Source organism: Pseudoalteromonas sp. 19-MNA-CIBAN-0066 (assembly GCF_040308705.1).
In the GTDB taxonomy this organism is placed as follows: domain Bacteria; phylum Pseudomonadota; class Gammaproteobacteria; order Enterobacterales; family Alteromonadaceae; genus Pseudoalteromonas; species Pseudoalteromonas nigrifaciens.
Map to the genome: position 1 here is coordinate 19,356 of NZ_JBEONZ010000004.1, position 23,015 is coordinate 42,370.

At 40.0% G+C, this 23,015-nt stretch carries 25 protein-coding genes; 17 read left to right on the forward strand and 8 right to left on the reverse strand.

Going from position 1 to position 23,015, the window contains the following annotated elements:
• Nucleotides 1-13: 13 nt before the first annotated feature.
• The 4 genes from AAEZ18_RS03810 to AAEZ18_RS03825 are packed head-to-tail and all read right to left on the reverse strand — an operon-like array spanning nt 14 to nt 2,493.
• Nucleotides 14-583: a YqiA/YcfP family alpha/beta fold hydrolase gene (locus AAEZ18_RS03810; protein ID WP_011329236.1), complete on the reverse strand. Its 570-nt coding sequence runs from the start codon at nt 581-583 to the stop codon at nt 14-16.
• A complete protein-coding gene (locus AAEZ18_RS03815) occupies nt 568-1,377 on the reverse strand; it encodes a metallophosphoesterase (RefSeq protein ID WP_350594172.1) in 810 nt (269 codons plus the stop codon). Before AAEZ18_RS03815 ends, AAEZ18_RS03810 begins: the two co-directional genes overlap by 16 nt.
• Nucleotides 1,364-1,822, reverse strand: a complete 459-nt coding sequence (locus AAEZ18_RS03820; protein WP_058374175.1) for a DUF1249 domain-containing protein — start codon at nt 1,820-1,822, stop codon at nt 1,364-1,366. Before AAEZ18_RS03820 ends, AAEZ18_RS03815 begins: the two co-directional genes overlap by 14 nt.
• 44 nt (nt 1,823-1,866) lie before the next feature.
• Complete coding sequence (locus tag AAEZ18_RS03825) at nt 1,867-2,493, reverse strand: NUDIX domain-containing protein (RefSeq protein ID WP_011329239.1); 627 nt, start codon at nt 2,491-2,493, stop codon at nt 1,867-1,869.
• 153 nt (nt 2,494-2,646) lie between these two features.
• Between AAEZ18_RS03825 and tolC the strand changes: the two genes are divergently transcribed.
• The 3 genes from tolC (at nt 2,647) to AAEZ18_RS03840 (ending at nt 5,648) form a co-directional block, all read left to right on the forward strand.
• Complete coding sequence (tolC, locus tag AAEZ18_RS03830; RefSeq protein ID WP_350594170.1) at nt 2,647-4,002, forward strand: outer membrane channel protein TolC; 1,356 nt, start codon at nt 2,647-2,649, stop codon at nt 4,000-4,002.
• Nucleotides 4,003-4,103: 101 nt separating this feature from the next.
• Nucleotides 4,104-5,027, forward strand: a complete 924-nt coding sequence (gene lpxL, locus AAEZ18_RS03835; RefSeq protein ID WP_193038449.1) for an LpxL/LpxP family Kdo(2)-lipid IV(A) lauroyl/palmitoleoyl acyltransferase — start codon at nt 4,104-4,106, stop codon at nt 5,025-5,027.
• A 54-nt stretch (nt 5,028-5,081) separates the two neighbouring features.
• On the forward strand, nt 5,082-5,648 hold the full coding sequence (locus tag AAEZ18_RS03840; protein ID WP_179806956.1) for a toxin co-regulated pilus biosynthesis Q family protein: 567 nt from the start codon (nt 5,082-5,084) through the stop codon (nt 5,646-5,648).
• A 67-nt stretch (nt 5,649-5,715) separates the two neighbouring features.
• On the opposite strand, the gene glnE is transcribed toward AAEZ18_RS03840, so the two are convergent.
• Complete coding sequence (gene glnE, locus AAEZ18_RS03845; RefSeq protein ID WP_011329243.1) at nt 5,716-8,511, reverse strand: bifunctional [glutamate--ammonia ligase]-adenylyl-L-tyrosine phosphorylase/[glutamate--ammonia-ligase] adenylyltransferase; 2,796 nt, start codon at nt 8,509-8,511, stop codon at nt 5,716-5,718.
• 79 nt (nt 8,512-8,590) lie between these two features.
• Between glnE and AAEZ18_RS03850 the strand changes: the two genes are divergently transcribed.
• The 6 genes from AAEZ18_RS03850 (at nt 8,591) to ruvX (ending at nt 13,003) form a co-directional block, all read left to right on the forward strand.
• Entirely contained in the window at nt 8,591-9,484 is an 894-nt protein-coding gene (locus AAEZ18_RS03850) for a DUF350 domain-containing protein (RefSeq protein WP_011329244.1), read from the forward strand.
• Nucleotides 9,485-9,551: 67 nt separating this feature from the next.
• Nucleotides 9,552-10,031, forward strand: a complete 480-nt coding sequence (locus AAEZ18_RS03855) for a hypothetical protein (protein ID WP_089368757.1) — start codon at nt 9,552-9,554, stop codon at nt 10,029-10,031.
• Between the two features lie 72 nt (nt 10,032-10,103).
• Entirely contained in the window at nt 10,104-10,838 is a 735-nt protein-coding gene (rsmE, locus tag AAEZ18_RS03860; protein WP_011329246.1) for a 16S rRNA (uracil(1498)-N(3))-methyltransferase, read from the forward strand.
• Between the two features lie 54 nt (nt 10,839-10,892).
• Entirely contained in the window at nt 10,893-11,843 is a 951-nt protein-coding gene (gene gshB / locus AAEZ18_RS03865; RefSeq protein ID WP_089368758.1) for a glutathione synthase, read from the forward strand.
• 140 nt (nt 11,844-11,983) lie between these two features.
• The gene (locus AAEZ18_RS03870) at nt 11,984-12,541 is read left to right on the forward strand and encodes a YqgE/AlgH family protein (RefSeq protein WP_058374183.1); all 558 of its coding nucleotides are present in this window, start codon (nt 11,984-11,986) and stop codon (nt 12,539-12,541) included.
• A 12-nt stretch (nt 12,542-12,553) separates the two neighbouring features.
• A complete protein-coding gene (gene ruvX / locus AAEZ18_RS03875; protein WP_350594168.1) occupies nt 12,554-13,003 on the forward strand; it encodes a Holliday junction resolvase RuvX in 450 nt (149 codons plus the stop codon).
• A 66-nt stretch (nt 13,004-13,069) separates the two neighbouring features.
• Here the strand turns inward: ruvX and AAEZ18_RS03880 are convergent, their stop codons facing one another.
• Nucleotides 13,070-14,206: a PilT/PilU family type 4a pilus ATPase gene (locus tag AAEZ18_RS03880; protein ID WP_011329250.1), complete on the reverse strand. Its 1,137-nt coding sequence runs from the start codon at nt 14,204-14,206 to the stop codon at nt 13,070-13,072.
• Nucleotides 14,207-14,215: 9 nt separating this feature from the next.
• The gene (locus AAEZ18_RS03885; protein ID WP_041454575.1) at nt 14,216-15,256 is read right to left on the reverse strand and encodes a type IV pilus twitching motility protein PilT; all 1,041 of its coding nucleotides are present in this window, start codon (nt 15,254-15,256) and stop codon (nt 14,216-14,218) included.
• A 2-nt stretch (nt 15,257-15,258) separates the two neighbouring features.
• Here AAEZ18_RS03885 and AAEZ18_RS03890 point away from each other — a divergent pair, with 2 nt between their 5' ends.
• The 8 genes from AAEZ18_RS03890 (at nt 15,259) to AAEZ18_RS03925 (ending at nt 22,282) form a co-directional block, all read left to right on the forward strand.
• Nucleotides 15,259-15,972 carry a YggS family pyridoxal phosphate-dependent enzyme gene (locus AAEZ18_RS03890; RefSeq protein WP_011329252.1) on the forward strand — a complete coding sequence of 238 codons (714 nt, stop codon included), beginning with the start codon at nt 15,259-15,261 and terminating at the stop codon, nt 15,970-15,972.
• A 17-nt stretch (nt 15,973-15,989) separates the two neighbouring features.
• Entirely contained in the window at nt 15,990-16,811 is an 822-nt protein-coding gene (gene proC / locus AAEZ18_RS03895) for a pyrroline-5-carboxylate reductase (RefSeq protein WP_011329253.1), read from the forward strand.
• Between the two features lie 12 nt (nt 16,812-16,823).
• Nucleotides 16,824-17,357 (forward strand): YggT family protein, encoded by a 534-nt coding sequence (locus AAEZ18_RS03900; RefSeq protein WP_089368759.1) that lies wholly within the window; start codon nt 16,824-16,826, stop codon nt 17,355-17,357.
• A gap of 58 nt (nt 17,358-17,415) precedes the next feature.
• Nucleotides 17,416-17,859, forward strand: coding sequence for a DUF4426 domain-containing protein (locus AAEZ18_RS03905; protein WP_011329255.1), 444 nt, complete (start codon nt 17,416-17,418; stop codon nt 17,857-17,859).
• Between the two features lie 7 nt (nt 17,860-17,866).
• Nucleotides 17,867-18,466, forward strand: a complete 600-nt coding sequence (gene rdgB / locus AAEZ18_RS03910) for an RdgB/HAM1 family non-canonical purine NTP pyrophosphatase (protein ID WP_041454577.1) — start codon at nt 17,867-17,869, stop codon at nt 18,464-18,466.
• On the forward strand, nt 18,463-19,599 hold the full coding sequence (gene hemW, locus AAEZ18_RS03915) for a radical SAM family heme chaperone HemW (RefSeq protein ID WP_350594164.1): 1,137 nt from the start codon (nt 18,463-18,465) through the stop codon (nt 19,597-19,599). The genes rdgB and hemW overlap by 4 nt, the downstream gene beginning before the upstream one ends.
• A gap of 54 nt (nt 19,600-19,653) precedes the next feature.
• On the forward strand, nt 19,654-21,486 hold the full coding sequence (locus AAEZ18_RS03920; RefSeq protein WP_179806949.1) for a DUF885 domain-containing protein: 1,833 nt from the start codon (nt 19,654-19,656) through the stop codon (nt 21,484-21,486).
• 109 nt (nt 21,487-21,595) lie between these two features.
• Nucleotides 21,596-22,282, forward strand: a complete 687-nt coding sequence (locus AAEZ18_RS03925; RefSeq protein WP_182676529.1) for a hypothetical protein — start codon at nt 21,596-21,598, stop codon at nt 22,280-22,282.
• Here AAEZ18_RS03925 and AAEZ18_RS03930 read toward each other — a convergent pair.
• Nucleotides 22,251-22,967 (reverse strand): SIMPL domain-containing protein, encoded by a 717-nt coding sequence (locus AAEZ18_RS03930; protein ID WP_350594161.1) that lies wholly within the window; start codon nt 22,965-22,967, stop codon nt 22,251-22,253. The two genes, AAEZ18_RS03925 and AAEZ18_RS03930, sit on opposite strands and share 32 nt — an antisense overlap.
• Nucleotides 22,968-23,015 lie beyond the last annotated feature (48 nt).

Here is a 23,015-nt window from a genome sequence, read left to right on the forward strand (position 1 = left end):
ATCTTTATATGCGCTAACTAGTTTTATTTAATTTAAGAAAATCGACAATGCTTGCAATAGTGCGCTCAAAGCCAATAAAGCTGTGATCACCACCAAATTCTATTAATTGCTTACAGTGTGAATAATAATTTACTGCGTGTTGAAAATTTAACACTTCATCACCCGTTTGTTGCAACAAGTACAACAACTCAGGGTGCTTTAACTCGCTCAATGTTAATACTTTTAAAGCATCTATATGACGGTTATTTAGTTCATAATTATAATCTTGATACGGATTATAATTTGCCCCAAGTAAAGGCTGTAATAAATTGCCCGGTGCTACCGCTGGGTTAATAACCACCGCAGGAATATGATAACGCTGCGATAAATAGGTGGCAAAAAAACCGCCTAATGAACTACCTAATAACGCGGTATTAGGTGTGATTAACTGCTCTAACTCGATAATAGCTTGCAGAGGTTCGTGGTTTAAACGTGGCACATAATAGTCAACATCATAGTGTGCCATAAGCTCACCAAAGCGCACAGCTTTATATGATTTTTCAGAACTATTAAAACCGTGAATATAAATTACGCGCTTAACCATATCACGTCCGTATTTATATGCACTTGCCCTTGCGATGAGTTTATATAAAGCATTCTATAAGCTGGGCCATTATTTTGCTGTTGCCACGCTTTACTGTGCTTAGTAAATTGCACTGAGCTTGCCGGCGTAGCGTAAATATCAAGCTCTCTAAAACATTGCGTATAATCATTATGCACATGACCATGAATAAGCGCAGCAACATTACCATTATTAACCAACGTATTTAATAGTTGTGGGCCATTTTCGAGCATATGTTTATCTAAATAACCGTTTATTGGCAACGGATTATGATGGCAAAATACCAGTTGCTTGCTAACTGACTGCGCTAAACAATCGGATATTTCATTTAAATGCTCACTTGTCACCCAACCGGCTGGAGTGAGCCCTTTGGAGTTAATAAGTAATAGCTCAATATCAGTGCTTGCGTTATTAGTTAGGTTATTAGCCACTAAGCGTTTTGCCACTTTTATTTGTCCACCACTGATTTGCTCAAGCAAGGCAATTTCGTCATGATTACCTGGTAGCCAAAATACTGGGCAAGTAAGTGTACTGTTGCTTATAAGCTCACTAAATAATAAGTAAGATTCCACACTATGATCTTGTGTTAAATCACCGCCAAATACCACTGCATCTAGTTGTTGTAACGCCATATGTTCAAGCGCTTGTTGAAAATATGTGGCTGTATTTACCCCAAAGTACTCAGCATTTCTATCGGCAAATAAATGGCAATCTGTAACATGAGCAATACGTAAAGATGGCTTATTAAAAGTATAAGTATCATCAAACCAAGCCATTATTTACATCCCAATTTAGCGTGGCTTGGCCATGTTCAACACACGCCACAAGCCAATCATATAAAAAGGCGTTAAGTTGATATTTTTCATCTTTTTGATGCATTTTAGGATTAGGATAACCGTAAGAAGGTTTTATGCGCTGATGATAGTCGTGATGAATAATTTCGGCCACTTTCGCATCATTATAAAGCCTAACGGTTAAGTATAATGGGGTAATGCCTTTTACCATTCCTGATAGCTGTTTAATGGACACATCCATAGTGTATTTAGCCATGTCATCTATTTTTACAGCAAACTCACTGTTACCCAACTTTACCTCGCGAATACTTTGTTTAGTTTGCTCGCTTGGTAATAACTTTAAAAGCCGCACGTAATTATGCTCGCAAAGTGTTAAATACTTTGGAAGGTTTTGAATATATCTTTGGGTTGCTAAAAGTGCTGTCAAAGTACCGCCATTACAATTTATAAATTACTATTTATGTATAAAATTTATGCCCACTTGTTGATCATACCATCACGATTGAGCGCTAACCATTGCAAACAAATAACCGTTGCAGCATTGTCTATTTCCCCACTATTAAGCCGTGCCAGTGCATCATCTAGTGTTAATATATGGGTTTTAATATCCTCCCCTTCCGTTTCTAAACCGTAAACTCCGCTGTTTACTTGGCTTAAATCGGCGCGGGCTAAATATAAATGTAACCGCTCAGTAGTGCCGCCGGGGCTTGAAAGATACGAAAGCATAAACTCGAGCTCGGTTAAATTAAGTCCGGCTTCTTCATAGGCTTCTTTTTTTACTACCGCTGCATAATCCTCACTGCCATCGGTCATACCTGCAATACATTCTAACAGCCATGGCGAATGTTTGCTTTTTATTGCACCAATGCGTATTTGCTCTATTAATAACACTGTATCGGTTACAGGGTCGTAAGGCAGCACGGCAATAGCATCGCCGCGTTCTAAAATTTCACGGCTAATGAGTTGCGACTCGCCACCGGCAAATAATGCATGTTCAAATTGATATAAGTTAATTTTAAAAAAACCATCGTAAAGGTTAGTAATAGGTTTTAATCTCACATCTTGGTGAGTAAATTCGATCAACTTTTTATTGGTCATATAACTACCTCTTACTTATTTTAATAAACTAAAGTGGATTAATATATTCTGTTACACTTACAAACATTGTTTTACTCATTTTTTTTTTAGTTATGAGCCAAAACAGGTTAACATGCCCAATAGTATAAAATTTGTCTAAGGACCGAACCACACATGAAAAAGAACATCCTTGCGGCGCTGGTTAGTTTATCATGCGCAATTGGCGCTACAGCTGCTCACGCTGAAGATTTACTGCAAGTTTTTGAAATTGCGACAGCAAACGATCCTACCGTGTTAAAGGCAAAAGCCCAAGCGGATGCACAATCTTATCAAAGTGATCGTGCGATGAGCGCATTATTACCTCAAATAGGTTTAAGCTTAGGCTACGAAAAAAGTGACTCTACCTCTTTTCGAAGTGTTGCCGATTTATCAAATCAAGTTAAAGTAGAAAGCGATACTGACCAATTCACTCGTGGTGTTAGCTTAAGCCAAACACTGTTTGATTTAGGCGCATGGAATAACCTAGGTATTGCTGATAAACAAGCTCTACAAGCCAGTGCACAGTACGATTTTGCCAAGCAAGATTTAATAGTACGTGTTGCCGATGGTTACTTTAATGTATTAAGTGCTATCGATAGCCTTGAATTTGTTAAAGCTGAAAAGCGCGCTATTGAACGCCAATTAGAGCAAACAAAGCAACGCTACGCGGTAGGCCTAACTGCTATTACCGACGTACACGAAGCCCAAGCTCAGTTTGATAACTCAGTAGCACAAGAAATTGTTGCCGGTAATGCCGTAGAAACAGCACGTGAACTACTGCGCGAAATAACAGGTAAGTACCACGCAAAACTTGACGTTTTAAATACCGAAACATTTTCAACTGTAAAGCCAAATAAACCCTCTAGCGACTTAGTTAAAGTGGCTGAAGAAAAGAACTTAAATTTACAAGTAGCAAAAGTCACAGTTGATATAGCTAAAGATCAAATTGAGCTAGCGAAAGCAGGCCACTACCCAAAATTAACACTTGATGCGCGTTACGGTGATTCTTTAACCAATCGCGACATAAACGGTGTAAGTTTTGATAACCAACCTCGTGTCGATTCGACCACTATAGGTATCAACTTTAGTGTGCCTCTTTACTCAGGTGGTGCCACGGTTGCTGCAACTAATCAAGCACGTGCATTTTACGTCGCTGCAAGCCAAGATTACGAAACTAACTATCGCGCAGTTACACGCACAGTTATTACTTCTTATAATCAAGTGGTTTCAGATATAGCGACCTTTAGAGCGCTAGAGCAAGCGGTTATATCTGCCGAGAGTGCACTTAAAGCAACTGAAGCAGGTTTTGAAGTAGGTACTCGTACTATTGTTGATGTACTTGTTAGCACACAAAACTTGTACAATGCAAAACGTAACCTTGCCAATGTTCGCTATCGCTACGTGGTATCTACGCTGCGTTTAAAGCAAGCAACAGGAACACTGACAAATGCTGACTTAATGGCGATTAATAAAGGTTTAAACGCAATTTAACACAGCTTAGTCTAGTAACTAAAAAGCCAGCATTTTGCTGGCTTTTTGTGTTTTATAGCGCTTAGCGTTAAACTAGCGTTTTTATTATTAGAGAATTTTTTGTGGTTACCTCATCTCCTTTTAAAATATCTTTTTTGGGTCCTCGTTACTGGTTAACTTGGGTGGGTGTTTTCTTTTTATATTTAATTTCGTGGCTACCACAAAAGCTACAACTAGCAATGGGCAAGCAGCTTGGCCGATTAGTGCATAAATATATGAAACGACGCCGCCATATTGCTGAGGTAAATATAAAACACTGCTTCCCAGATATGAGCGAAGCAGACCAGCAAGCATTAGTATTAAAAAACATGGAAAATACCGGAATGGCTATGGTCGAAACTGGTATGGCATGGTGGTGGCCAAAGTGGCGAGTACAAAAAGCTTACGGCTCAATTAAAGGGCTTGAGCACTTTGAGCGCATTCAAGCGTCGGGCAAAGGCGTGTTAATGCTAGTTCCGCATATTTTGCATCTTGAAATGGCGAGCCGTGTAATGGGATTAAAATACCAAGGCTTAGGTTTTTATCGCCCGCACAACAATCCGCTTATGGAATACTTTACTACCAATGGTCGCTTGCGCTCTAACGAATATTTAATTGGCCGAAAAGACGTAAAAGGTTTATTAAAAGCGCTTAAAAACAAAAAAATATGTTACTACTTACCTGATCAAGATTATGGTCGTAAGCATTGTGAATTTGTGCCATTTTTTGCCGTACCAGACACAGCAACAACCACAGGAACGCTAATGTTTGCAGCCAGTAAACACTGTGAAACAGTTAGTTTAGTTAGCCGTCGCGACGAACACGGTAAATACCACTTAGAGGTATTACCTGAACTTGAAAACTTCCCCAGTGGCGACAACAGAGCCGATGTCACTCGTGTTAACCAACGCATAGAGCAAGCAATTAATGCCGCTCCTGAGCAATATATGTGGCTACACCGCCGTTTTAAAACACGCCCCGATGAAAATAGCACTTCTTTTTATTAAAAGTAATGGTATAACAATAGATAATAAAAATAAAAATAAAAATGAGTACCAACTATGTGGTTCTGGATTAAACATTTATCACTGGCTGCGGGGCTAATAATTCTCGCAGTCTACTTTTTATTAGGTGATGGTCCAGTATTTGATTTTAAAGAATCAAACAATGCAGCGGCGCAAGGATTAAGTCGGTTTTACTCTTCAATTCGTAATAAAGTGAGCGACGAGCAAGGTAAGTTTGTATTGCAGCTTAAAAAGCCAGAACAAACTCTTGAGCGTGTTTTAGCTGAGCGCATGCGTATTATTGAACCGATTCCAAAAACCTGGACAGGTAAAATTGAGCCTCGACGCTTTGAAAACGGGTCAACACTAAAAAAGGCGTTATCGCAATATGCCAGTAATGAAGGCATAGAGTTATATTGGTATTTAAGTAAAGATTACGTCGTTAAAGATCATTTTAGAGTCGATAGCAATTTCACTTCTACCTTGTATCAAGTAGGGCGTGCAATTAACGACGACTTTGAAAACGAAGTATACACTTACTTATGTCATAAACAGCGCGCGGCCGTAATTACTGAACTACCTTCTGAATTTGTTCGCACTAACTGCTTACAACTTAAAACTTGAACTTAATAATTAGCACTTTGATACTCATCTGAGTATCAAAGTGACGCGCGCTTAACCAAAGTTCAAGTTAACTTAATTCAAACACAGTTTGCCAGATTGCAGTTACATTTTTAATGTCATCACTAAATTGTGCACGCTCTGCGCGGCGCCCTTGCTGATCTAAACTCAACACATGATAGCGCGAACGGTAATTAATATACGCCTGAATTAATTGCTGCTTTTGCGCCTTGGTAATGCAGCCAAGCTTTGCAGCATCAGTTAAAATTCTGACGTTATCGGAATACACACATAGCTCTTCAAATTGTTGCGCATAATTTAGCACTAAGTACTGAGTAATAAATTCAATATCTGTCATTGCGCCAACATCTTGCTTTAAATCAAATTGCTGCTCATTTCCTGTTGCTAAATGTTCACGCATTTTTTCACGCATTTTTATTACATCGTCTTTGAGCACTTTTTTATCGCGCGGCTGACACAGTATATTTTTACGAATTTGCGCAAAACGCTCAACAAATTCAGCTTGCCCTAAAATCAGCCTAGCTCGCACTAGCGCTTGATGCTCCCACGTCCATGCCTGTGTTTGTTGGTAATGATTAAAGCTCTCTAGGTTAATTGCCAGCAACCCCGATGCGCCTTCAGGGCGTAGTCGTGTATCAAGCTCATATAAAATCCCCGAAGCGGTTCGGGTATTAAATAAATGCATTAAACGTTGCGCCAATTTTAAATAAAATTGCCTTGAATCTATTGGCTTTACACCATTAGTTTGGCTGCTGCCATCGTGGTTATGTACAAAGACTAAATCTAAATCAGAGTCATAACCCACTTCAAAGCCACCGGTTTTACCATAGGCAATAACCGCAAAACCTTTGCTTTCGTCGTTAGTACTAGGTGGCATACCAAAGCGTTTTACACAATTGTGCCATGCAATATTAACGGCCTGATCGACAATAGCCTCCGCCAGTGCCGTTAAATGATCGCTCACCTTCATTACATCCATAACATCGGTGGCATCGGCAGCGGCAATTCGTAACTGATGCGTTTGTTTAAACTGTCGTAACGCCTCCATTTGCATTTCTAAGTCGTCGGGCTCAATACGTAAAAAATATTGCCTAATTTCGTCTTTATAGGCGCTTAAAGGTGTTGGCTTATAAAGTACTGCGGGGTCTATTAGCTCATCAAGCAAAATAGGGTAAAGCGAAATATGCTCACCTATCCATTTACTATAACAACACAATAATACTAACTGCTTTAAGGCACCTGGGTTTTCGTATAACAGCTCTAAATAGGCGGTACGCGAAATTATTTTATTGAGTATTTGGCAAATAACATTAAATGTTTCGGCAGTGGCATTAAAGTCGTTCATTTGTTTGAGTAAAACCGGCATTAATTTATCAAGAATATTACGCCCTCGATTACCCACTTTTGCTTTAGATATACGTTGTTTAAAGTCGTGTAGTGGTGTTTGCCAATCTTCCCTGGGATCATTTAAAAAACTCACATCACCATGATCCCAAGTACTAATAAATGCGCCTTCGCAAGTATCTAGCGGCTCGGTTTCCTCCCCTATTACATGATTAAACTCATTATGAATTTGCCCCATTACATGCTCTAAATAGCTTAACGTAGCGCTAAAGTCGGGCTGATTGAGTAAATAGTTTAAACGTTGCTGATTTAGCTCCTCATCCGGGAGGGTTTGCGTTTGTTGGTCATCAAATATTTGTAGGTACTGCTCTACTTTACGCAGGTATAAGTAGTTTTTTTGCAGATCTTTTGCTTCAAGCTCATCAATTACTTGGCTTAAGCTAAGCTCTTTAAGGGCGTGTAATAATGATTGAGTTTGCAAATTAGCCTCTCGCCCACCACGTACCATTTGTAGTGCTTGTACAATAAATTCAACTTCTCGTATTCCGCCTGCGCCTAGTTTTATATTGTTGGTTAGGCGCTTACGACGTACTTCTTGAGCAATCATCAACTTCATTTTTCGCAGCGACTCAATCACCGAAAAGTCAATATAGCGTCTATATACAAACGGCTTTAATAGCTGGTTAAACTCGCTAAAATAAATGTTAGGCGTGCCAATTAAGCGCCCTTTTAACATGGCATAACGTTCCCAATCACGGCCTTGCTCTTGGTAATAATCTTCAATTGCATTAAAGCTCATAACTAACGGGCCACTTTCACCAAAAGGTCGCAGTCGCATATCTACTCTAAATACTTGGCCGTCAACGGTCACTTGATTAAGTGCGGTTATTAACTTTTGCGCCACTTTGGTATAAAACACTTGGGCTTCGAGCGAGCGACGCCCGCCTTGGGTTTTAATATTGCGAGGATAGGCAAAAATAAGATCTATATCTGATGAGTAATTTAGCTCTTGTCCGCCAAGCTTACCCATTCCTAACACCATTAAAGGCAATGGCTGACCTTGTTCATTTAAAGGCTCACCATTGGTTTTTGCCACCTGTGTATAAGCCCACTGATTTGCACTTTCTATTAGGTTATCTGCTAATTGGCTTACATACTTGATACTATCGGCAATTGGGTTGTCGCAACATAAATCTAAAAAAGCCACTTTAAGCCAGTACTTTTCTCGGTATTGCCGCAGTAATTTATGGCAATCGCGCTCATCAATATTATTTAGGTCTAAGTCAATAAAAGGAGCTGCAATCACCCTATTTTTAATTTCGGTGTTACATAATAACCAGTTTTTTAGCTCAGGTTGCGATGTTAAACAGCGCCATGCAAAGTCACTCAAGGCTAATAACCGTACCAGCGCTAATTCTTGCTTTTGTTGTGGATAAAGCTGTTCGAAGCGTGTTTCGCCAAGTTTTTGTAATTGAATGGGAAGTTGCTTTACGTTACTCATCAATACTCTCTTTTATATCATCAATAACCGTACTAGAATGATTAAAAACCTATTAAGGTAAATACTACTTAGGAAAACCATGTCATATTTGTCATTATCTAACACTAGTTTACTTGCGATTGCTATTAGTTTTATTGTTATTTGCGTGATCATAATGAGCTTAAGAATAACCACTCAACTAAAAGCAAAACAAGCGCTTAAAGATGAGTTAGCGCAGCATGATAACTTTGCAATGGGGATTAGTTTTGCCTCAGAAATATCGGTGGTGATTGCCTCAGTAGCATTTTTATTTGATGAAATAAGCATAAGCACAGCGCAATCGAACCCATTAAAAGTGATCTTTTTAATCGTTTTATTATTTTTATTTATTAAAGTAGGTCACTTAATTCATCGCAAATGGATTTTGCATCGCTTTAATGAAGAAGCCGCTATTTTAAAACAAAATGTCTGCGCCGCACTGGTCGACTCAGGTATGTTAATTGCAAACTGTATTATTACTTTAGGGCTTTACACTTGGACTCACACTCAAGGTTTTAGCAGTTTACTCATTGCCTTTGTAAGTTTTTTTGTACTACAAGGTATGTTTGCTTTTGATAGTAAAATACGTGAATACCACTTTGCCAAAGCTAACCAAGGCGCATCGCTACAAAGTAACTTTGGCCTTGAAAATACCTCTATTGGTATTCGTTACGCGGGTAAATCAATTGGTTTATCGCTGGCCGCGTATGCTGGTTTGTCCAGCGCAGCGTTTCAAAATGGTAAGATGGTCGAAAATTTATTTACACTCGTGATGCATTGCGGTGTAATGTGGGTGCTACTTTACAGTTTAACTTATGTAATAAAAAAGATTTCGTTACCAAATATCGATACTTCGCTGGAAATTGATCATCAAGATAATATTGGTATTGCTTGTATCGAATTTGCGGTTTTTTGTGCTGTAGGTTATTTGCTTATTAGTATGTTTTCAATTTAACACCAAGCTGATTAAATATAATATTTAATCAGCTTGTGAACACTTTGCTTAAGTGTAATGGGGCCTTATGCTATTTGATGTAACCAATTATCTGTTAGTTGATATAGATAATGAGTTTAGCAGAGCATTTGCTGAGTACTCTTTTAATCATGCTCAGAGCCAATCACCCAGCGGGTTAATAGCAGCTGGTAGCCACACCCGGCAGTTAGTAAAAATGATGTTTGATGAACTTATAAAAGATTACTGCTATTGCGACTTTGAAAATGAAATTAGTGTATCAGAGCTCGCTACCTACTTGCATGATCATCATAAAATTAAAGGCGTATTATTTAACCGTGTTGATTACTTACTTGGCGATGATAAACAGCGCTTTATTTATAACTCACTACACAAAAGTCGCTTTTTAGTTAGCCAAGACGAAAATGGCTTTTCGTTTAGCCCAGTAACAGACCCAGGGCATTCAAATCACTTATCGTGCCATACCGATATAGCACAAGCGTCACTAAACCTAATAGAGACTGATGAGCAATTTAATAAAAATAAATAATTGCACCTAGCTCACAGCTTACTTACCATAGCGGCATATAACTTTTATGCACTAACCAATAAGTGACACCACATGCGAGTTCCTCATATTTATCAGGCATCGAGTATTGCCTTAAACACTCCCGTTACATTAGATGACGACGCTGCAGGGCATATTGGCCGAGTATTGCGAATGAAAGTAGGCGAGCACGTGTCTATTTTTAATGGTGAAGGCGGTGAATACCTTAGTGAAATTATTGAGGTGACTAAAAAAAATGTCGTGGTTATGCCACAACAGCTAAATACTCATGATGTAGAGTCGCCCTTAAAAATTCACTTAGGCCAATGCGTATCGCGTGGCGATAAAATGGATTTTACCATTCAAAAATCGGTGGAACTGGGTATTACCGAAATCACCCCTATTTTTAGTCAGCGTTGCGGCGTTAAATTGATGGGCGATCGACTTGATAAAAAACACCAACAATGGCAAAAAATAGCCATAGCCGCCGCAGAGCAATCTGGGCGTAATTTTGTACCTGTTGTTCATCCGCCGGTAGATCTAAAGCAATGGCTTGCACAGCAAAGTGCAGCAATTAAGCTCACTTTGCATCCACGTGCCGAGCACAGTATCAAAACAATTACCGTCCCAAAAGATGGCGTACGCTTTTTAGTTGGCCCTGAAGGCGGCTTTACTGATGAGGAAATGGCGCAAACAAAGCAACAAAACTTTGTAGATATTCGCTTAGGCCCGCGCGTATTACGCACCGAAACAGCAGCATTAACTGTTTTAAGTGCATTACAGCTGCAGTTTGGCGACTTAGCTAATTGAAATAACTAAAAGTACCCACATATATATATTAATATTCATATTAAGGCACAGCGCATGGCAATTAAGTTAGGCATTATTTCAGATCCTATTAGCGGATTTAATATTAAAAAAGACACTGGTTTTGCAATGATGATGCAAGCGCAAGCACGTGGCTATGAAATTTACTATATGGAAATGGATGATCTTTCACTACGCCAAGGTCAGGCATATGCTACAGCTGCAAAAGCACAGGTTTTTGACGATCCAAACAATTGGTACCAGCTTGAGCAAAAAACCACTATTGCACTTGGCGATTTAGACGTTATTTTAATGCGTAAAGATCCCCCTTTTGATACCGAATACATATACGCAACGTATATTTTAGAGCGTGCCGAACAAGCAGGTACACTCATAGTTAACAAGCCACAAAGCCTGCGCGACGCAAACGAAAAGCTGTTTACAGCTTGGTTTAGCGAACACACGCCCGACACTTTAGTAACGCGCAGCCAAAAGCAAATTCGTGAGTTTTTAGCGCAGCATAAAGACATTATTTTAAAACCGCTTGATGGCATGGGTGGCGCGTCGATTTTTAGAGTTAAAGCAGACGATGCTAACATTGGTGTAATTTGTGAAACATTAACCGAGCACGGCAGTCGCTTTGCCATGGTACAAAATTATGTTCCAGAGATCACTCAAGGCGATAAGCGCGTATTGGTTGTTGATGGCGAAGTAATTCCATATTGCTTGGCGCGTATTCCACAAAACGGAGAAACACGCGGTAACTTAGCCGTAGGTGGACGCGGCGAAGCACGTCCTTTAAGTGAATCCGATTTAAAAATTGCACAAGCTGTGGCACCAACACTTAAAGAAAAAGGCCTAATTTTTGTCGGCTTAGATATTATTGGCGACAAATTAACCGAAATTAACGTAACCGCACCAACCTGTGTTAAAGAAATTGAAGCGGCGTACGATATTTCAATTACGGGTATTTTATTTGACGCAATTGAAAAACGACTCGCTAAATAAGTTAGCGTTATTAAAAGCGCTTTCATATTGTAAGGTTTAAGGTATTCATTATTTTTAAATCGTATGAAAGTGCTTATTTTGTTTTAAAAACATGGGTATGTGCCATACTAAAAATTCATTAACTAAAAAGGGTGAAATCTATGCAGTCATTAGAAAATCATTTTTTAATCGCAATGCCGTCGATGCAAGACCCTTTTTTTAAACGTGCTGTTACCTATATTTGTGAGCACAATGAAGACGGGGCTATGGGCTTGGTAATCAACCAACCTATTAATATTACCGTAGGTGAGTTACTCGATAAAATAGAAATTGATAACGACAAAACTCAGCAAGCAGCGCAAGTTAGCGTATATGCTGGCGGGCCGGTTAAAACCGACCGTGGTTTTGTACTGCACTCTCCAAAGCATGGTTACTCTGCGAGCCAAACGCTCAGCAGTGATATCATGATCACCACCTCTAAAGATGTACTCGCTTCGTTAACCACAGCACAAGCACCTGAACAATTTATTATTACTTTGGGCTACTCTGGCTGGGAGCAAGGTCAATTAGAACAAGAGCTATTGGATAATAGCTGGCTGATAATTAAAGCTGATCCGAAAATTATTTTTGACACCCCCGTTGAAAAACGCTGGGAAAAAGCAGTTTCTATGCTGGGCTTTGATATAAGTCAACTCAGCCCTGAAGCTGGTCATGCTTAACAAGATAAACTTATGACAAAAAAAAACTTCAAGCCGCAAGGCCAGCGTACTGTAATGGGCTTTGACTTTGGCACCAAAAGTATTGGTATTGCTATAGGTCAAGAGCTCACTGGCAGCGCATCGAGCCTTAAAGCTGTAAAAGCACAAGATGGCATTCCTAATTGGGATGACATAGCAGTACAAGTAAACGAATGGCAGCCCGATTTAATGGTGGTAGGTTTACCGCTAAATATGAATGGCACCGCCCAAGAGGTAACTTTTAAAGCTAAAAAGTTTGCTAATCGATTACACAATCACTATGCCATACCGGTAGAAACACAAGATGAGCGCTTAACCACCGCCGATGCTAAAGCGCGCTTGTTTGAGCAAGGCGGTTATAAAAACTTAGGCAAAGGCAAAGTAGATAACATGTCTGCGGTGATTATTTTAGAGAGCTTTTTTGAAACAAGTTACGGTGAGTAAAAATATTAGGTGTTAGGCTTTGAATATCAGAGCTTTTAAGCTGATACCCAAAGCCTTCTCTTTAACTTAACTAATATTGCCTTTATCATCAAGGCCATCAATAGTGACCCCTTGTAAAAAGCCCGCCCCTTGCTGCTCATTGTTGCGCAGCTTTATCATTAAGCGCAAATCGTTCGCCGAATCTGCATGGTGCAATGCATCTGCATAATTGATTCGTTGCTGTTTATACAACTCAAATAAGGCCTGATCAAAGGTCTGCATGCCCATTTCTTTCGATTTAGCCATGGTTTCTTTTATACCGCCTATATCACCATTTTTAATTAGCTCTGCAACCATAGGTGAATTAAGCAATATTTCAATAGCAGCAACTCGACCTTGCCCGTCAGATGTGGGGATCAGCTGCTGGGCAATAATAGCGCGTAAATTTAATGCTAGATCGTACTTAAGCTTATCGTGCTTTTCTTTTGGCACTAAATGCATGATCCGATCTATCGCTTGGTTAGCGTTGTTTGCATGCAAGGTAGCCACACATAAATGCCCTGTTTCTGCAAAGCTTAATGCATACTCCATGGTTTCTTGTGAGCGTATTTCGCCTATTAATATTACGTCGGGTGCTTGGCGTAACGAGCTTTTAAGCGCTGACTCAAAACTTTCGGTATCTAGCCCTACTTCGCGTTGAGTAATAATACTTTTACGGTGTTCGTGTACAAACTCAATCGGGTCTTCAATGGTTAATATATGTCCGCGCTGATTACGGTTTCTATAGCCAATAAGTGCAGCAAGTGAGGTTGACTTACCCGTACCGGTTCCCCCCACAAATAGCACTAAACCACGTTTCGACATAATCACATCGGTAAGTGTAGACGGCAGCCCAAGTTCGCCAATTTCAGGTATTTTAGTAACAATACGACGAATAACCATGCCCGCTTTATCGCGCTGCCAAAATGCCGAAACACGAAAACGACCTTCGTCAGTGGCAATCGCAAAGTTGCATTCTTTCGTTGTATGAAACTCGGCTTTTTGTTTTTCACTCATTGCCGATTCAACCAACTCAAGTGATTGCTCATCGCTGAGCGGCTCATCATCAAGCGGGGTTAATTCACCATTAATTTTAGCGCTGATAGGCAGTTGGCTTGAAACAAATAAATCAGAGCCTTTTTTATCTATCATTATTTGTAAAAAGTTATTTAAAGATAAAGCCATTAGTATTCCTTAACCACCGAACTGAGTTTTGTCTTGCGCTTTAGCTTGCGCTGCAATATTGGTAACAATGCCATGATTAACTAAGTTTGTTAAACATTGATCCATTGTTTGCATTCCATGCGAAGCGCCAGTTTGAATAGACGAGTACATTTGCGCCACTTTATCTTCACGAATTAAGTTACGAATAGCAGGTACTGCAAGCATAATTTCGTGAGCAGCTACTCGCCCACCGCCAATTTTTTTAAGCAGGGTTTGCGAAATTACCGCACGTAATGATTCCGAGAGCATAGAGCGGATCATAGCTTTTTCTTCACCTGGGAATACATCTATAATACGGTCAATGGTTTTAGGTGCAGAGGTGGTGTGCAAAGTGCCAAATACTAAGTGACCAGTTTCGGCTGCTGTCATTGCCAGGCGAATGGTTTCCAGATCACGTAATTCACCAACTAATATTACATCTGGATCTTCACGAAGTGCACTGCGTAGCGCATTTTTAAAGCTATGTGTGTCGCGATGTACTTCTCGCTGGTTAATCAGACTTAATTTGTTATCGTGGACAAACTCTATTGGATCTTCAATAGTGAGAATATGGTGATGTTTTGTTTGATTTATATAATCAACCATAGCCGCTAATGTTGTCGACTTACCTGACCCTGTAGGGCCAGTTACTAATACTAAGCCGCGAGGATTATCGGCAATGGTTTTAAAAATATCGGGAGCACCTAAATCATCTAGTGTGAGCACTTCACTGGGGATCGTACGAAATACAGCGGCTGGGCCACGATGAGTATTAAAGGCATTAACACGAAAACGTGCTAAATTAGGCACTTCAAATGAAAAATCCACTTCGAGATTTTGTTCGTAGTCCTTGCGCTGGTTATCGTTCATAATATCGTAAACTAGGTTGTTTACATCTTTGTCTCCTAGTGCTGGTATATTAATACGCCGCACATCGCCGTCTACGCGTATCATAGGTGAAACCCCTGATGATAAATGTAAATCGGATGCTTTGTGTTGCACACTAAACGCCAATAATTCGGTAATATCCATTTATGACTCCACAACTAACTGATAAATATATGGTTACAATAGCAGAACGACTCACATCCGCCTACGCTAGAATTGCAGTAGCGGCAAAAAACGCCCAACGAAATAGTAACGAAATAACCTTACTTGCAGTATCAAAAACCAAACCAAGTGCCGATATTATTGCTGCCTACAAGCATGGCCAACGCCAATTTGGTGAGTCTTATGTTCAAGAGGCTGTAGATAAAATAGCGCAACTACACGCATATAGCGATATCATTTGGCATTTCATTGGCCCTATTCAATCAAATAAAAGCGCATTAGTGGCCGCCAATTTTGCTTGGGTACAAAGTGTTGATCGGATTAAAATAGCGAAACGCTTAAACAGCCAACGACCAGCCGATAAAGCCGCGCTTAATGTGCTTATTCAAGTAAATATTAGTAATGAAGAGGCTAAGTCGGGTTGCCAGCTTAATGAAGTAGCCGAACTGGCCAGTTTTATTAACCAATGTGAACAATTAACTTTACGCGGACTAATGGCTATTCCGGCTAAAAGCGATGATATTACAACGCAAACTCAATATTTTAAGCAATTACAAACTTGCTTTGATAAACTACAGACCCAATATCCTCAAGTAGATACTTTGTCGATGGGGATGAGCAATGATGTTGAAGCTGCAATTAGTGCAGGCTCAACCATGGTGAGGATCGGCACAGACATTTTTGGCACACGAACTTAAAAGGTGATAACAGATATATGTCAGATAAAACAATCGCATTTATAGGCACAGGTAATATGAGCTACGCCATTATTGGTGGCATGGTAAAAAATGGGTTTAATGCAAACAATATTATTGCCACAAACCGTAACCAAGAAAAGCTGGCCAAAGTGGCAGCCGATTTCAAGGTGAAAACCACCAGTGACAATAACGAAGCCCTGCGCGATGCTGACGTAATTGTACTTTCTGTTAAACCACAAATGATGGGCGATTTATGTAAATCGTTTCAAGAGTCGGGTGTCGACTTTAGCGATAAACTGTTTATTTCAGTAGCAGCTGGTTTAACCGTAAAACGTTTGCGCGAAATGCTTGGCCAAGACGTGAAAATGATACGTTGTATGCCTAATACACCTTCGCTACTTGGCCGTGGTGTATCCGGTTTATATGGCGCTGGCGAAACGCCAAGCGAGCACGAATTTGTACAACAAGTTTTTGAATGCACTGGCATTGTAGTGTGGGTTGAGCAAGAATCGCAAATTAACGATATTATTGCAGTTACAGGCTCATCGCCTGCTTATTTTTTCTTATTTATGGAAGCCATAGAAGAGAAAGCCAAAGCACTGGGCTTTAACGATGCAGATGCACGTCGCTTAGTACAACAAACAGCACTTGGCGCTGCCGAAATGGCACTAAGCCAACCCGATATAACCATTTCGCAGTTACGCTCAAACGTAACATCTAAAGGTGGTACTACGCATGCAGCCGTTGAACATTTAAAAGATAAAGGCTTAACCCAAACCGTTGCCGATGCCATGGATGCGTGTATTACGCGTGCACAGCAAATGGAACAAGAACTTTAAGAAGGTTAAATTATGAATGCCATGCAATTTTTAATCAGTACCCTGTTTGATCTATTTTTAATGGTGGTATTACTGCGTTTTTGGCTACAGTGGGCAAAAGCCGACTTTTACAACCCAATGAGCCAATTTGTGGTTAAAGCCACCTCTTTCGCAGTAAAGCCACTGCGTAAAGTTATTCCTGGGTTTGGAGGCCTTGATTTAGCCTCGCTATTGCTGGCATTTTTTGTTGCCGCAGCCAAAATAAGTGTGCTTATGTGGCTTATTTATAAGTCATGGGCTATACAACCTGTACTTATTCAAGCATTAATCACCGTACTAAAAGAAGGTTTAAACTTAGTTTTTTGGGTACTTATTATTCGCGCTATTCTAAGCTGGGTTAGCCAAGGCTACAACCCAATAGAAGCGGTATTCCACCAGCTGACTGAACCTATGTTAAAACCTATTCGTAAAATTCTACCATCGCTAGGTGGCTTAGATTTATCGGTTTTAGTGCTTATTATTGGTATTCAGTTTTTACAAATGCTGCTTATGGATCTGTTAGTTTAAGCGCTTATTTTAGCTAAAGAGGTCACAAGACCTCTTTTTTATGTTTTAGGAGTTAATTATGCAACGGTTAATTAAATTGTTTTTTATTACCTGTTTAGCTTTTACCTTTAATGCCCACAGTGAGCAAGTTTCCGGCGCGCAGTACAAAGAGTTAGGTCAGTGGCAAGTACATTACATCGCTTTTCCTTCAACCTTTGTGCAACCTAAAATAGCCCAAGCTTATGGCCTTGAGCGTAGCGGCTACAAAGGGATTGTTAATATATCTATATTAGCTAATGATACCAATAACACGGCGCAAAAGGCCGTGCTAAAAGGCACAGCTAAAAATCTACTCGGCAATAAACAAACGCTTAACTTTAAAGAAGTAATTGAAGGCGATGCAATTTATTACCTTGCTCAAGTTAACTACACTAACGAAGAAGTTTTACGTTTTGAGATTGAAATACAGCAAGACTCACAATTTCAAAAATTACAGTTTCAGCAAAAATTTTACGTAGATTAAATAACTTATGATAAAAACTTTAGTACTTGCCACAGGCAACCCTGGCAAAGTAAATGAACTTGCAAACATGCTCAGCCCACTCAATATTAATGTTGTGCCGCAAAGCGACTTTAACGTAGGTGAGGTGGCCGAAACCGGTACCACTTTTGTAGAAAATGCCATTATTAAAGCCCGCCATGCTGCCCTAATTACCGGTATGCCTGCTATTGCTGATGACTCGGGATTAGAAGTAGATGGTTTAAATGGTGCGCCAGGTGTGTACTCGGCGCGCTTTGCCGGTGCAGGTGCAACCGATCAAGATAACATAGATAAGCTACTACTTGAGCTGGGTAATAACCCAATTAGAACCGCACGCTTTTGGTGTGTACTGGTATTAATGCGCCATGCTAATGACCCAACTCCGCTTATTTGTAGTGCCAGTTGGGAAGGTGAAATAACCCTAACCCAAAATGGCGAAGGCGGCTTTGGTTACGACCCGGTATTTTTTGTACCAACGCTTAATTGCACCAGTGCCGAGCTTACAAAAGAGCAAAAAAATGCCATTAGCCATCGCGGTCAAGCATTACAAAATTTACTACAGCAACTTAAGCTAAAAGGCGGCCTGTGAACCTACCACCACTAAGCTTATATGTGCACGTACCTTGGTGCGTGCAAAAATGCCCATATTGCGACTTTAATAGCCACGGACAAAAAGGTGAAATTCCTGAAGCTGAATATGTGCAGCATTTAATTGATGATTTAAAAGCCGACCTGCATTTAGTCCAAGGGCGTAAAATTCATAGTATTTTTATTGGTGGTGGCACACCTAGCTTATTAACTGGCGCAGCTTACACACGCCTACTTAGTGAAGTTAAAAGCCTTATTGGGCTTGAAGATAACTGCGAAATAACTCTTGAAGCAAACCCTGGCACTGTTGAAACTGGCCGCTTTAAAGATTATGTAAAAGCAGGTATTAACCGCATTTCTATTGGTGTGCAAAGCATGCAAAACGACAAGCTTAAAGCGCTTGGCCGTATTCATGGCAGCGACGAGGCAAACTACGCCGCAGAGCAAGCCAAAGAAGCGGGGTTAAATAGCTTTAATCTTGATTTAATGCATGGCTTACCTGGGCAAACACTCGATGATGCACTGGGTGATTTAAAGCAAATTATTGCCCTTAACCCGCCGCATATTTCTTGGTATCAGCTAACTATTGAGCCCAATACACAATTTGCTTCTAAGCCGCCTACCCTGCCACAAGACGAAACGCTGTGGGACATTCAAGAGCAAGGCCAAGAGTTACTCGCGCAAGCAGGTTACCTGCAATACGAAATATCAGGCTATGCAAAGCCTGGCTATCAATGCCAACACAACTTAAATTATTGGCGTTTTGGCGATTATATCGGTATTGGTTGTGGCGCGCATGGTAAGGTAACTGATGCAAATACAGGCATAATAACCCGCACCGAAAAAGTTAAGCACCCGCGTGGTTACATGGATCTGATCAAACCTTACTTGTTTAAAAGCTGGCAGGTTGAACAAGACGATTTAGCATTTGAGTTTTTTATGAACCGCTTTCGTCTAGTAGAGCCGTGCCCTATTAACAACTTTAATGCGCTTACACAGCAACCATTACAAAGCCAACAACACGCGCTACAACAGGCAATTAAATTGGGCTTATTAATACAAACTAATAGCCATTGGCAAGTAACACTAAAAGGTCAGCGCTTTTTAAATGATCTGCTAGAGTTATTCGTTTAACGCTAGGTTCTACAAAATTATAATAATAAATTTCTAACATCAAGAGGATAAATAATGCGTAAATTTACTTTTATTGCAGCTGCAGTAAGTGTTGCACTACTTGCTGGTTGCCAGCAAGCTACACAACAAGTAACAACAGCACCAGCAGTACAAGCACAACCAGTACAAAATGAAATAGACAAAGCGAATGCTTTTTTTGAAGATACCTTTAACCGCGACGTAATGAGCAGCCCTGTGTATCAAACTTACATGGGTATTAAGCAAGATTACGACAAGTGGGACGATGGTAGCGAAGCTAAAAAATTAAAAGATTTTGCACAAACCAAAGCTGACTTAGTAACGCTTAATAGCATTAATCGTGCTCAGCTTGATGATGCAACTAAAGTAAGTTACGACTTAAAAAAACAAGATCTTGAAAACTCAATTGCTGACTTCAAATGGCGTTACCACAGTTACCCGGTAAACCAAATGTACGGCACTCATTCTATGATCGCTGCATTTTTAATTAATCAACACTCAATTAGTGATGTAAAAGACGCTAAAGCGTATATATCTCGCTTAAACGGTGTGCCAGCAGTATTTGATCAGTTAATTACTGATTTAGAAGTACGTGCTGAAAAAGGTATTATTGCCCCTAAGTTTGTATTCCCGCATGTTATCGACTCAAGCAAAAATATTATTAAAGGCGCTCCATTTGAGCAAGACGACGACTCTACTTTACTTAGCGACTTTAAACGTAAAGTTAATAAACTAGAGATCAGTCAAAGCGAAAAAGACAGCCTAACCGCTGATGCAGTAGATGCTTTAAAGTCGGCTGTTAAACCGGCTTACTCTAAACTGATTAATTACATAGCCCAACTTGAAAAGCGCGCAGATAACCGCGACGGCGCATGGAAATTTCCTGACGGCGAAGCGTTTTATAACAATGCGTTAAAGCGCACTACTACAACAGACCTAACAGCAAAAGAAATACACGCTATTGGCCTTGCTGAAGTAGCTCGTATTCATGACGAAATGCGCGCCATAAAAGATAAAGTAGGTTTTAAAGGCGATTTAGCTGCTTTCATGCAGTTTATGAAAACCGACAAGCAGTTTTATTTACCAAATACTGATGCCGCTAAAGAGCAATATATTAGCCAAGCAACCGACCTAATTAATAATATGAAGTCGCGTCTTGATGAGTTATTTATTGTAAAACCAAAAGCCGATATGATTGTAAAACGCGTTGAAGCATTTCGTGAAAAAGCAGCTGGCAAAGCGTTTTATCAACAACCGGCACCAGATGGCTCTCGCCCAGGTGTTTACTACGCTAACCTTTACGACATGGAAGCTATGCCTACTTACCAAATGGAAGCACTAGCCTATCATGAAGGCATTCCGGGACATCATATGCAAATTGCTATTTCGCAAGAGCTAGAAGGCGTGCCTAAGTTTCGTAAATTTGGTGGCTACACTGCTTATATTGAAGGTTGGGGCTTATACTCTGAGCTAGTACCAAAAGAAATGGGCTTATACGAAGACCCATATTCTGACTTTGGTCGTCTTTCGATGGAATTATGGCGCGCAGCACGTTTAGTGGTTGATACAGGTATTCACGCTATGCAGTGGAACCGCCAACAAGGTATTGATTACTACGTAAATAACACGCCTAATGCGACCTCTGACGGGGTTAAAATGGTTGAGCGTCACATTGTAATGCCATCGCAAGCAACTGCTTATAAAGTGGGTATGCTGAAGATTTTAGAACTGCGTGAAAATGCAAAGCAGCAACTAGGTGATAAGTTTGATATTCGCCAGTTCCACGACGTAGTGCTTAAAAATGGCCCAGTACCACTTAACGTACTAGAAAACTTTGTTAATCAGTGGATAGCAAGTAAACAAGCTTAACTTGCTATAACTCAGTAACAATATAGAAGGTCGCTTATGCGGCCTTTTTTTGTTTTATAAGCCAATTGTTTAAGCTAGAGTAGGTAATAATAAACTAAGGAGATAAGCCATGGAATTATGCATACAATTACTTAACGCACGCCTTGCTAAGTATCAACTCGACGAGCTTGATAACGACTTTAAGCAGTTAACGCCTGCTCAGCAAGCAAGCCAATTAATGCACTTGTATCAAAGCGCGCAGCGAATGAGTGTTAAATATAACTTTATGCAAAATGTGGCAATCCGTATTTTAACCAGTAACCCTTTACCAACATCGTTTATTAGCCAACTAAGCACCCTAGACGCATTAAGCTTTTTTACACCTGCGCTTAAAGTTAACAAGGGTTTTTTGGCGCAAAATGAGGCCGGTAACACTGTGTTGCATACTGTATTTAAACACCCTGATGCAAATAATTTACCGTTTAACTATGTACGTTCGTTAATGTTATTTGAATCTAACGATGACTTATTCAAAGCGCTGGCGCAGCCTAACCTGCAAGGGTTAACGCCAGTTGCCTGTTATATTGCTTATGCAAATAAACCGACTACGCCAATAAAGCATGAGTTTTCGGCGCTACTCGCATTAATGGAAATGGAGCAAAAGCAAAATGCACAAGCAAAACAGCAATTATTAAATGTATTACAAAGCAATACGGTAAACGAAACCACGCTTTTATTAAGCGCTGCCTATTTACAGCGCTCAATAACTCAAGTGATTAATTTACTTAGTCAGAAAGATAATATTCCACACTCGTAACCACGCGAATATTTTTGATTTGCGGCGTATTAGAGTCACGATCACTAATGCTAAATTGCCCTTGGCGAGCCGTTTTTATTTTACCTAATTTTGAATTTGAGTCTTTGGCAAATTTAGTCGCAACTTCACGGGCTTTTTCGGTGGCCTCTTGTACCATTGCTGGTTTAATGTCGTTTAAACCAGTGAACATATACTCCACACGGGTTTCGTAGTTATCTTGCACTATGGCAATATTTTGCTTAGCCAGCTGACTTACCTTGCTCAGGGCATTTTTTACTTTGTCGGGCGCATTTGAATAAACAATAATATTAGAGCGCACTATATATCTAAATTGTTGATTTTCGCTGCCGTATTCGCGAGCTTGTTTATCTATAATTGATTGGCTGCCAGTGCTAATTTCTTCATCATCAAAGCCGTGTAACTTTAAAAATGCAATTACTGCATCGTTTTTACCCTCAACTCTACCCACTAACGCTTCTAAGTTATTGTCGGCATCACTAAATTGTAGTGGCCAGATCACGGTATCGGCCAGCACTTCTTGCTCAGCCAATCCTTTTACTTGTACGGTACGTTCCATACCTTTGATATCAAGCGCAGCACCTTTTAAAATAAATCCTAAGCTAATTAGGCCTATACTTAAACAAATAGCCGCAATAACAATATTAAAGTTAGATACTTTATTCATTAAAACTCCCTTGTTAAGCGCCTAAAACAACCCTAAACGCTCGAAAAT

Excerpts from the sequence above, each read along its gene's own strand:
- AAEZ18_RS03815 (WP_350594172.1), bottom strand. The coding sequence starts at position 1,377 with ATGGCTTGGTTTGATGATACTTATACTTTTAATAAGCCATCTTTACGT.
- AAEZ18_RS03890 (WP_011329252.1), top strand. The coding sequence starts at position 15,259 with ATGACTCCACAACTAACTGATAAATATATGGTTACAATAGCAGAACGA.
- AAEZ18_RS03840 (WP_179806956.1), top strand. The coding sequence starts at position 5,082 with ATGTGGTTCTGGATTAAACATTTATCACTGGCTGCGGGGCTAATAATT.
- AAEZ18_RS03855 (WP_089368757.1), top strand. The coding sequence starts at position 9,552 with ATGCTATTTGATGTAACCAATTATCTGTTAGTTGATATAGATAATGAG.
- AAEZ18_RS03825 (WP_011329239.1), bottom strand. The coding sequence starts at position 2,493 with ATGACCAATAAAAAGTTGATCGAATTTACTCACCAAGATGTGAGATTA.
- AAEZ18_RS03870 (WP_058374183.1), top strand. The coding sequence starts at position 11,984 with ATGCAGTCATTAGAAAATCATTTTTTAATCGCAATGCCGTCGATGCAA.
- AAEZ18_RS03880 (WP_011329250.1), bottom strand. The coding sequence starts at position 14,206 with ATGGCTTTATCTTTAAATAACTTTTTACAAATAATGATAGATAAAAAA.
- AAEZ18_RS03925 (WP_182676529.1), top strand. The coding sequence starts at position 21,596 with ATGGAATTATGCATACAATTACTTAACGCACGCCTTGCTAAGTATCAA.
- AAEZ18_RS03810 (WP_011329236.1), bottom strand. The coding sequence starts at position 583 with ATGGTTAAGCGCGTAATTTATATTCACGGTTTTAATAGTTCTGAAAAA.
- AAEZ18_RS03905 (WP_011329255.1), top strand. The coding sequence starts at position 17,416 with ATGCAACGGTTAATTAAATTGTTTTTTATTACCTGTTTAGCTTTTACC.
- proC (WP_011329253.1), top strand. The coding sequence starts at position 15,990 with ATGTCAGATAAAACAATCGCATTTATAGGCACAGGTAATATGAGCTAC.
- AAEZ18_RS03900 (WP_089368759.1), top strand. The coding sequence starts at position 16,824 with ATGAATGCCATGCAATTTTTAATCAGTACCCTGTTTGATCTATTTTTA.
- AAEZ18_RS03930 (WP_350594161.1), bottom strand. The coding sequence starts at position 22,967 with ATGAATAAAGTATCTAACTTTAATATTGTTATTGCGGCTATTTGTTTA.
- gshB (WP_089368758.1), top strand. The coding sequence starts at position 10,893 with ATGGCAATTAAGTTAGGCATTATTTCAGATCCTATTAGCGGATTTAAT.
- tolC (WP_350594170.1), top strand. The coding sequence starts at position 2,647 with ATGAAAAAGAACATCCTTGCGGCGCTGGTTAGTTTATCATGCGCAATT.
- rsmE (WP_011329246.1), top strand. The coding sequence starts at position 10,104 with ATGCGAGTTCCTCATATTTATCAGGCATCGAGTATTGCCTTAAACACT.
- rdgB (WP_041454577.1), top strand. The coding sequence starts at position 17,867 with ATGATAAAAACTTTAGTACTTGCCACAGGCAACCCTGGCAAAGTAAAT.
- glnE (WP_011329243.1), bottom strand. The coding sequence starts at position 8,511 with ATGAGTAACGTAAAGCAACTTCCCATTCAATTACAAAAACTTGGCGAA.
- AAEZ18_RS03920 (WP_179806949.1), top strand. The coding sequence starts at position 19,654 with ATGCGTAAATTTACTTTTATTGCAGCTGCAGTAAGTGTTGCACTACTT.
- ruvX (WP_350594168.1), top strand. The coding sequence starts at position 12,554 with ATGACAAAAAAAAACTTCAAGCCGCAAGGCCAGCGTACTGTAATGGGC.
- AAEZ18_RS03850 (WP_011329244.1), top strand. The coding sequence starts at position 8,591 with ATGTCATATTTGTCATTATCTAACACTAGTTTACTTGCGATTGCTATT.
- AAEZ18_RS03885 (WP_041454575.1), bottom strand. The coding sequence starts at position 15,256 with ATGGATATTACCGAATTATTGGCGTTTAGTGTGCAACACAAAGCATCC.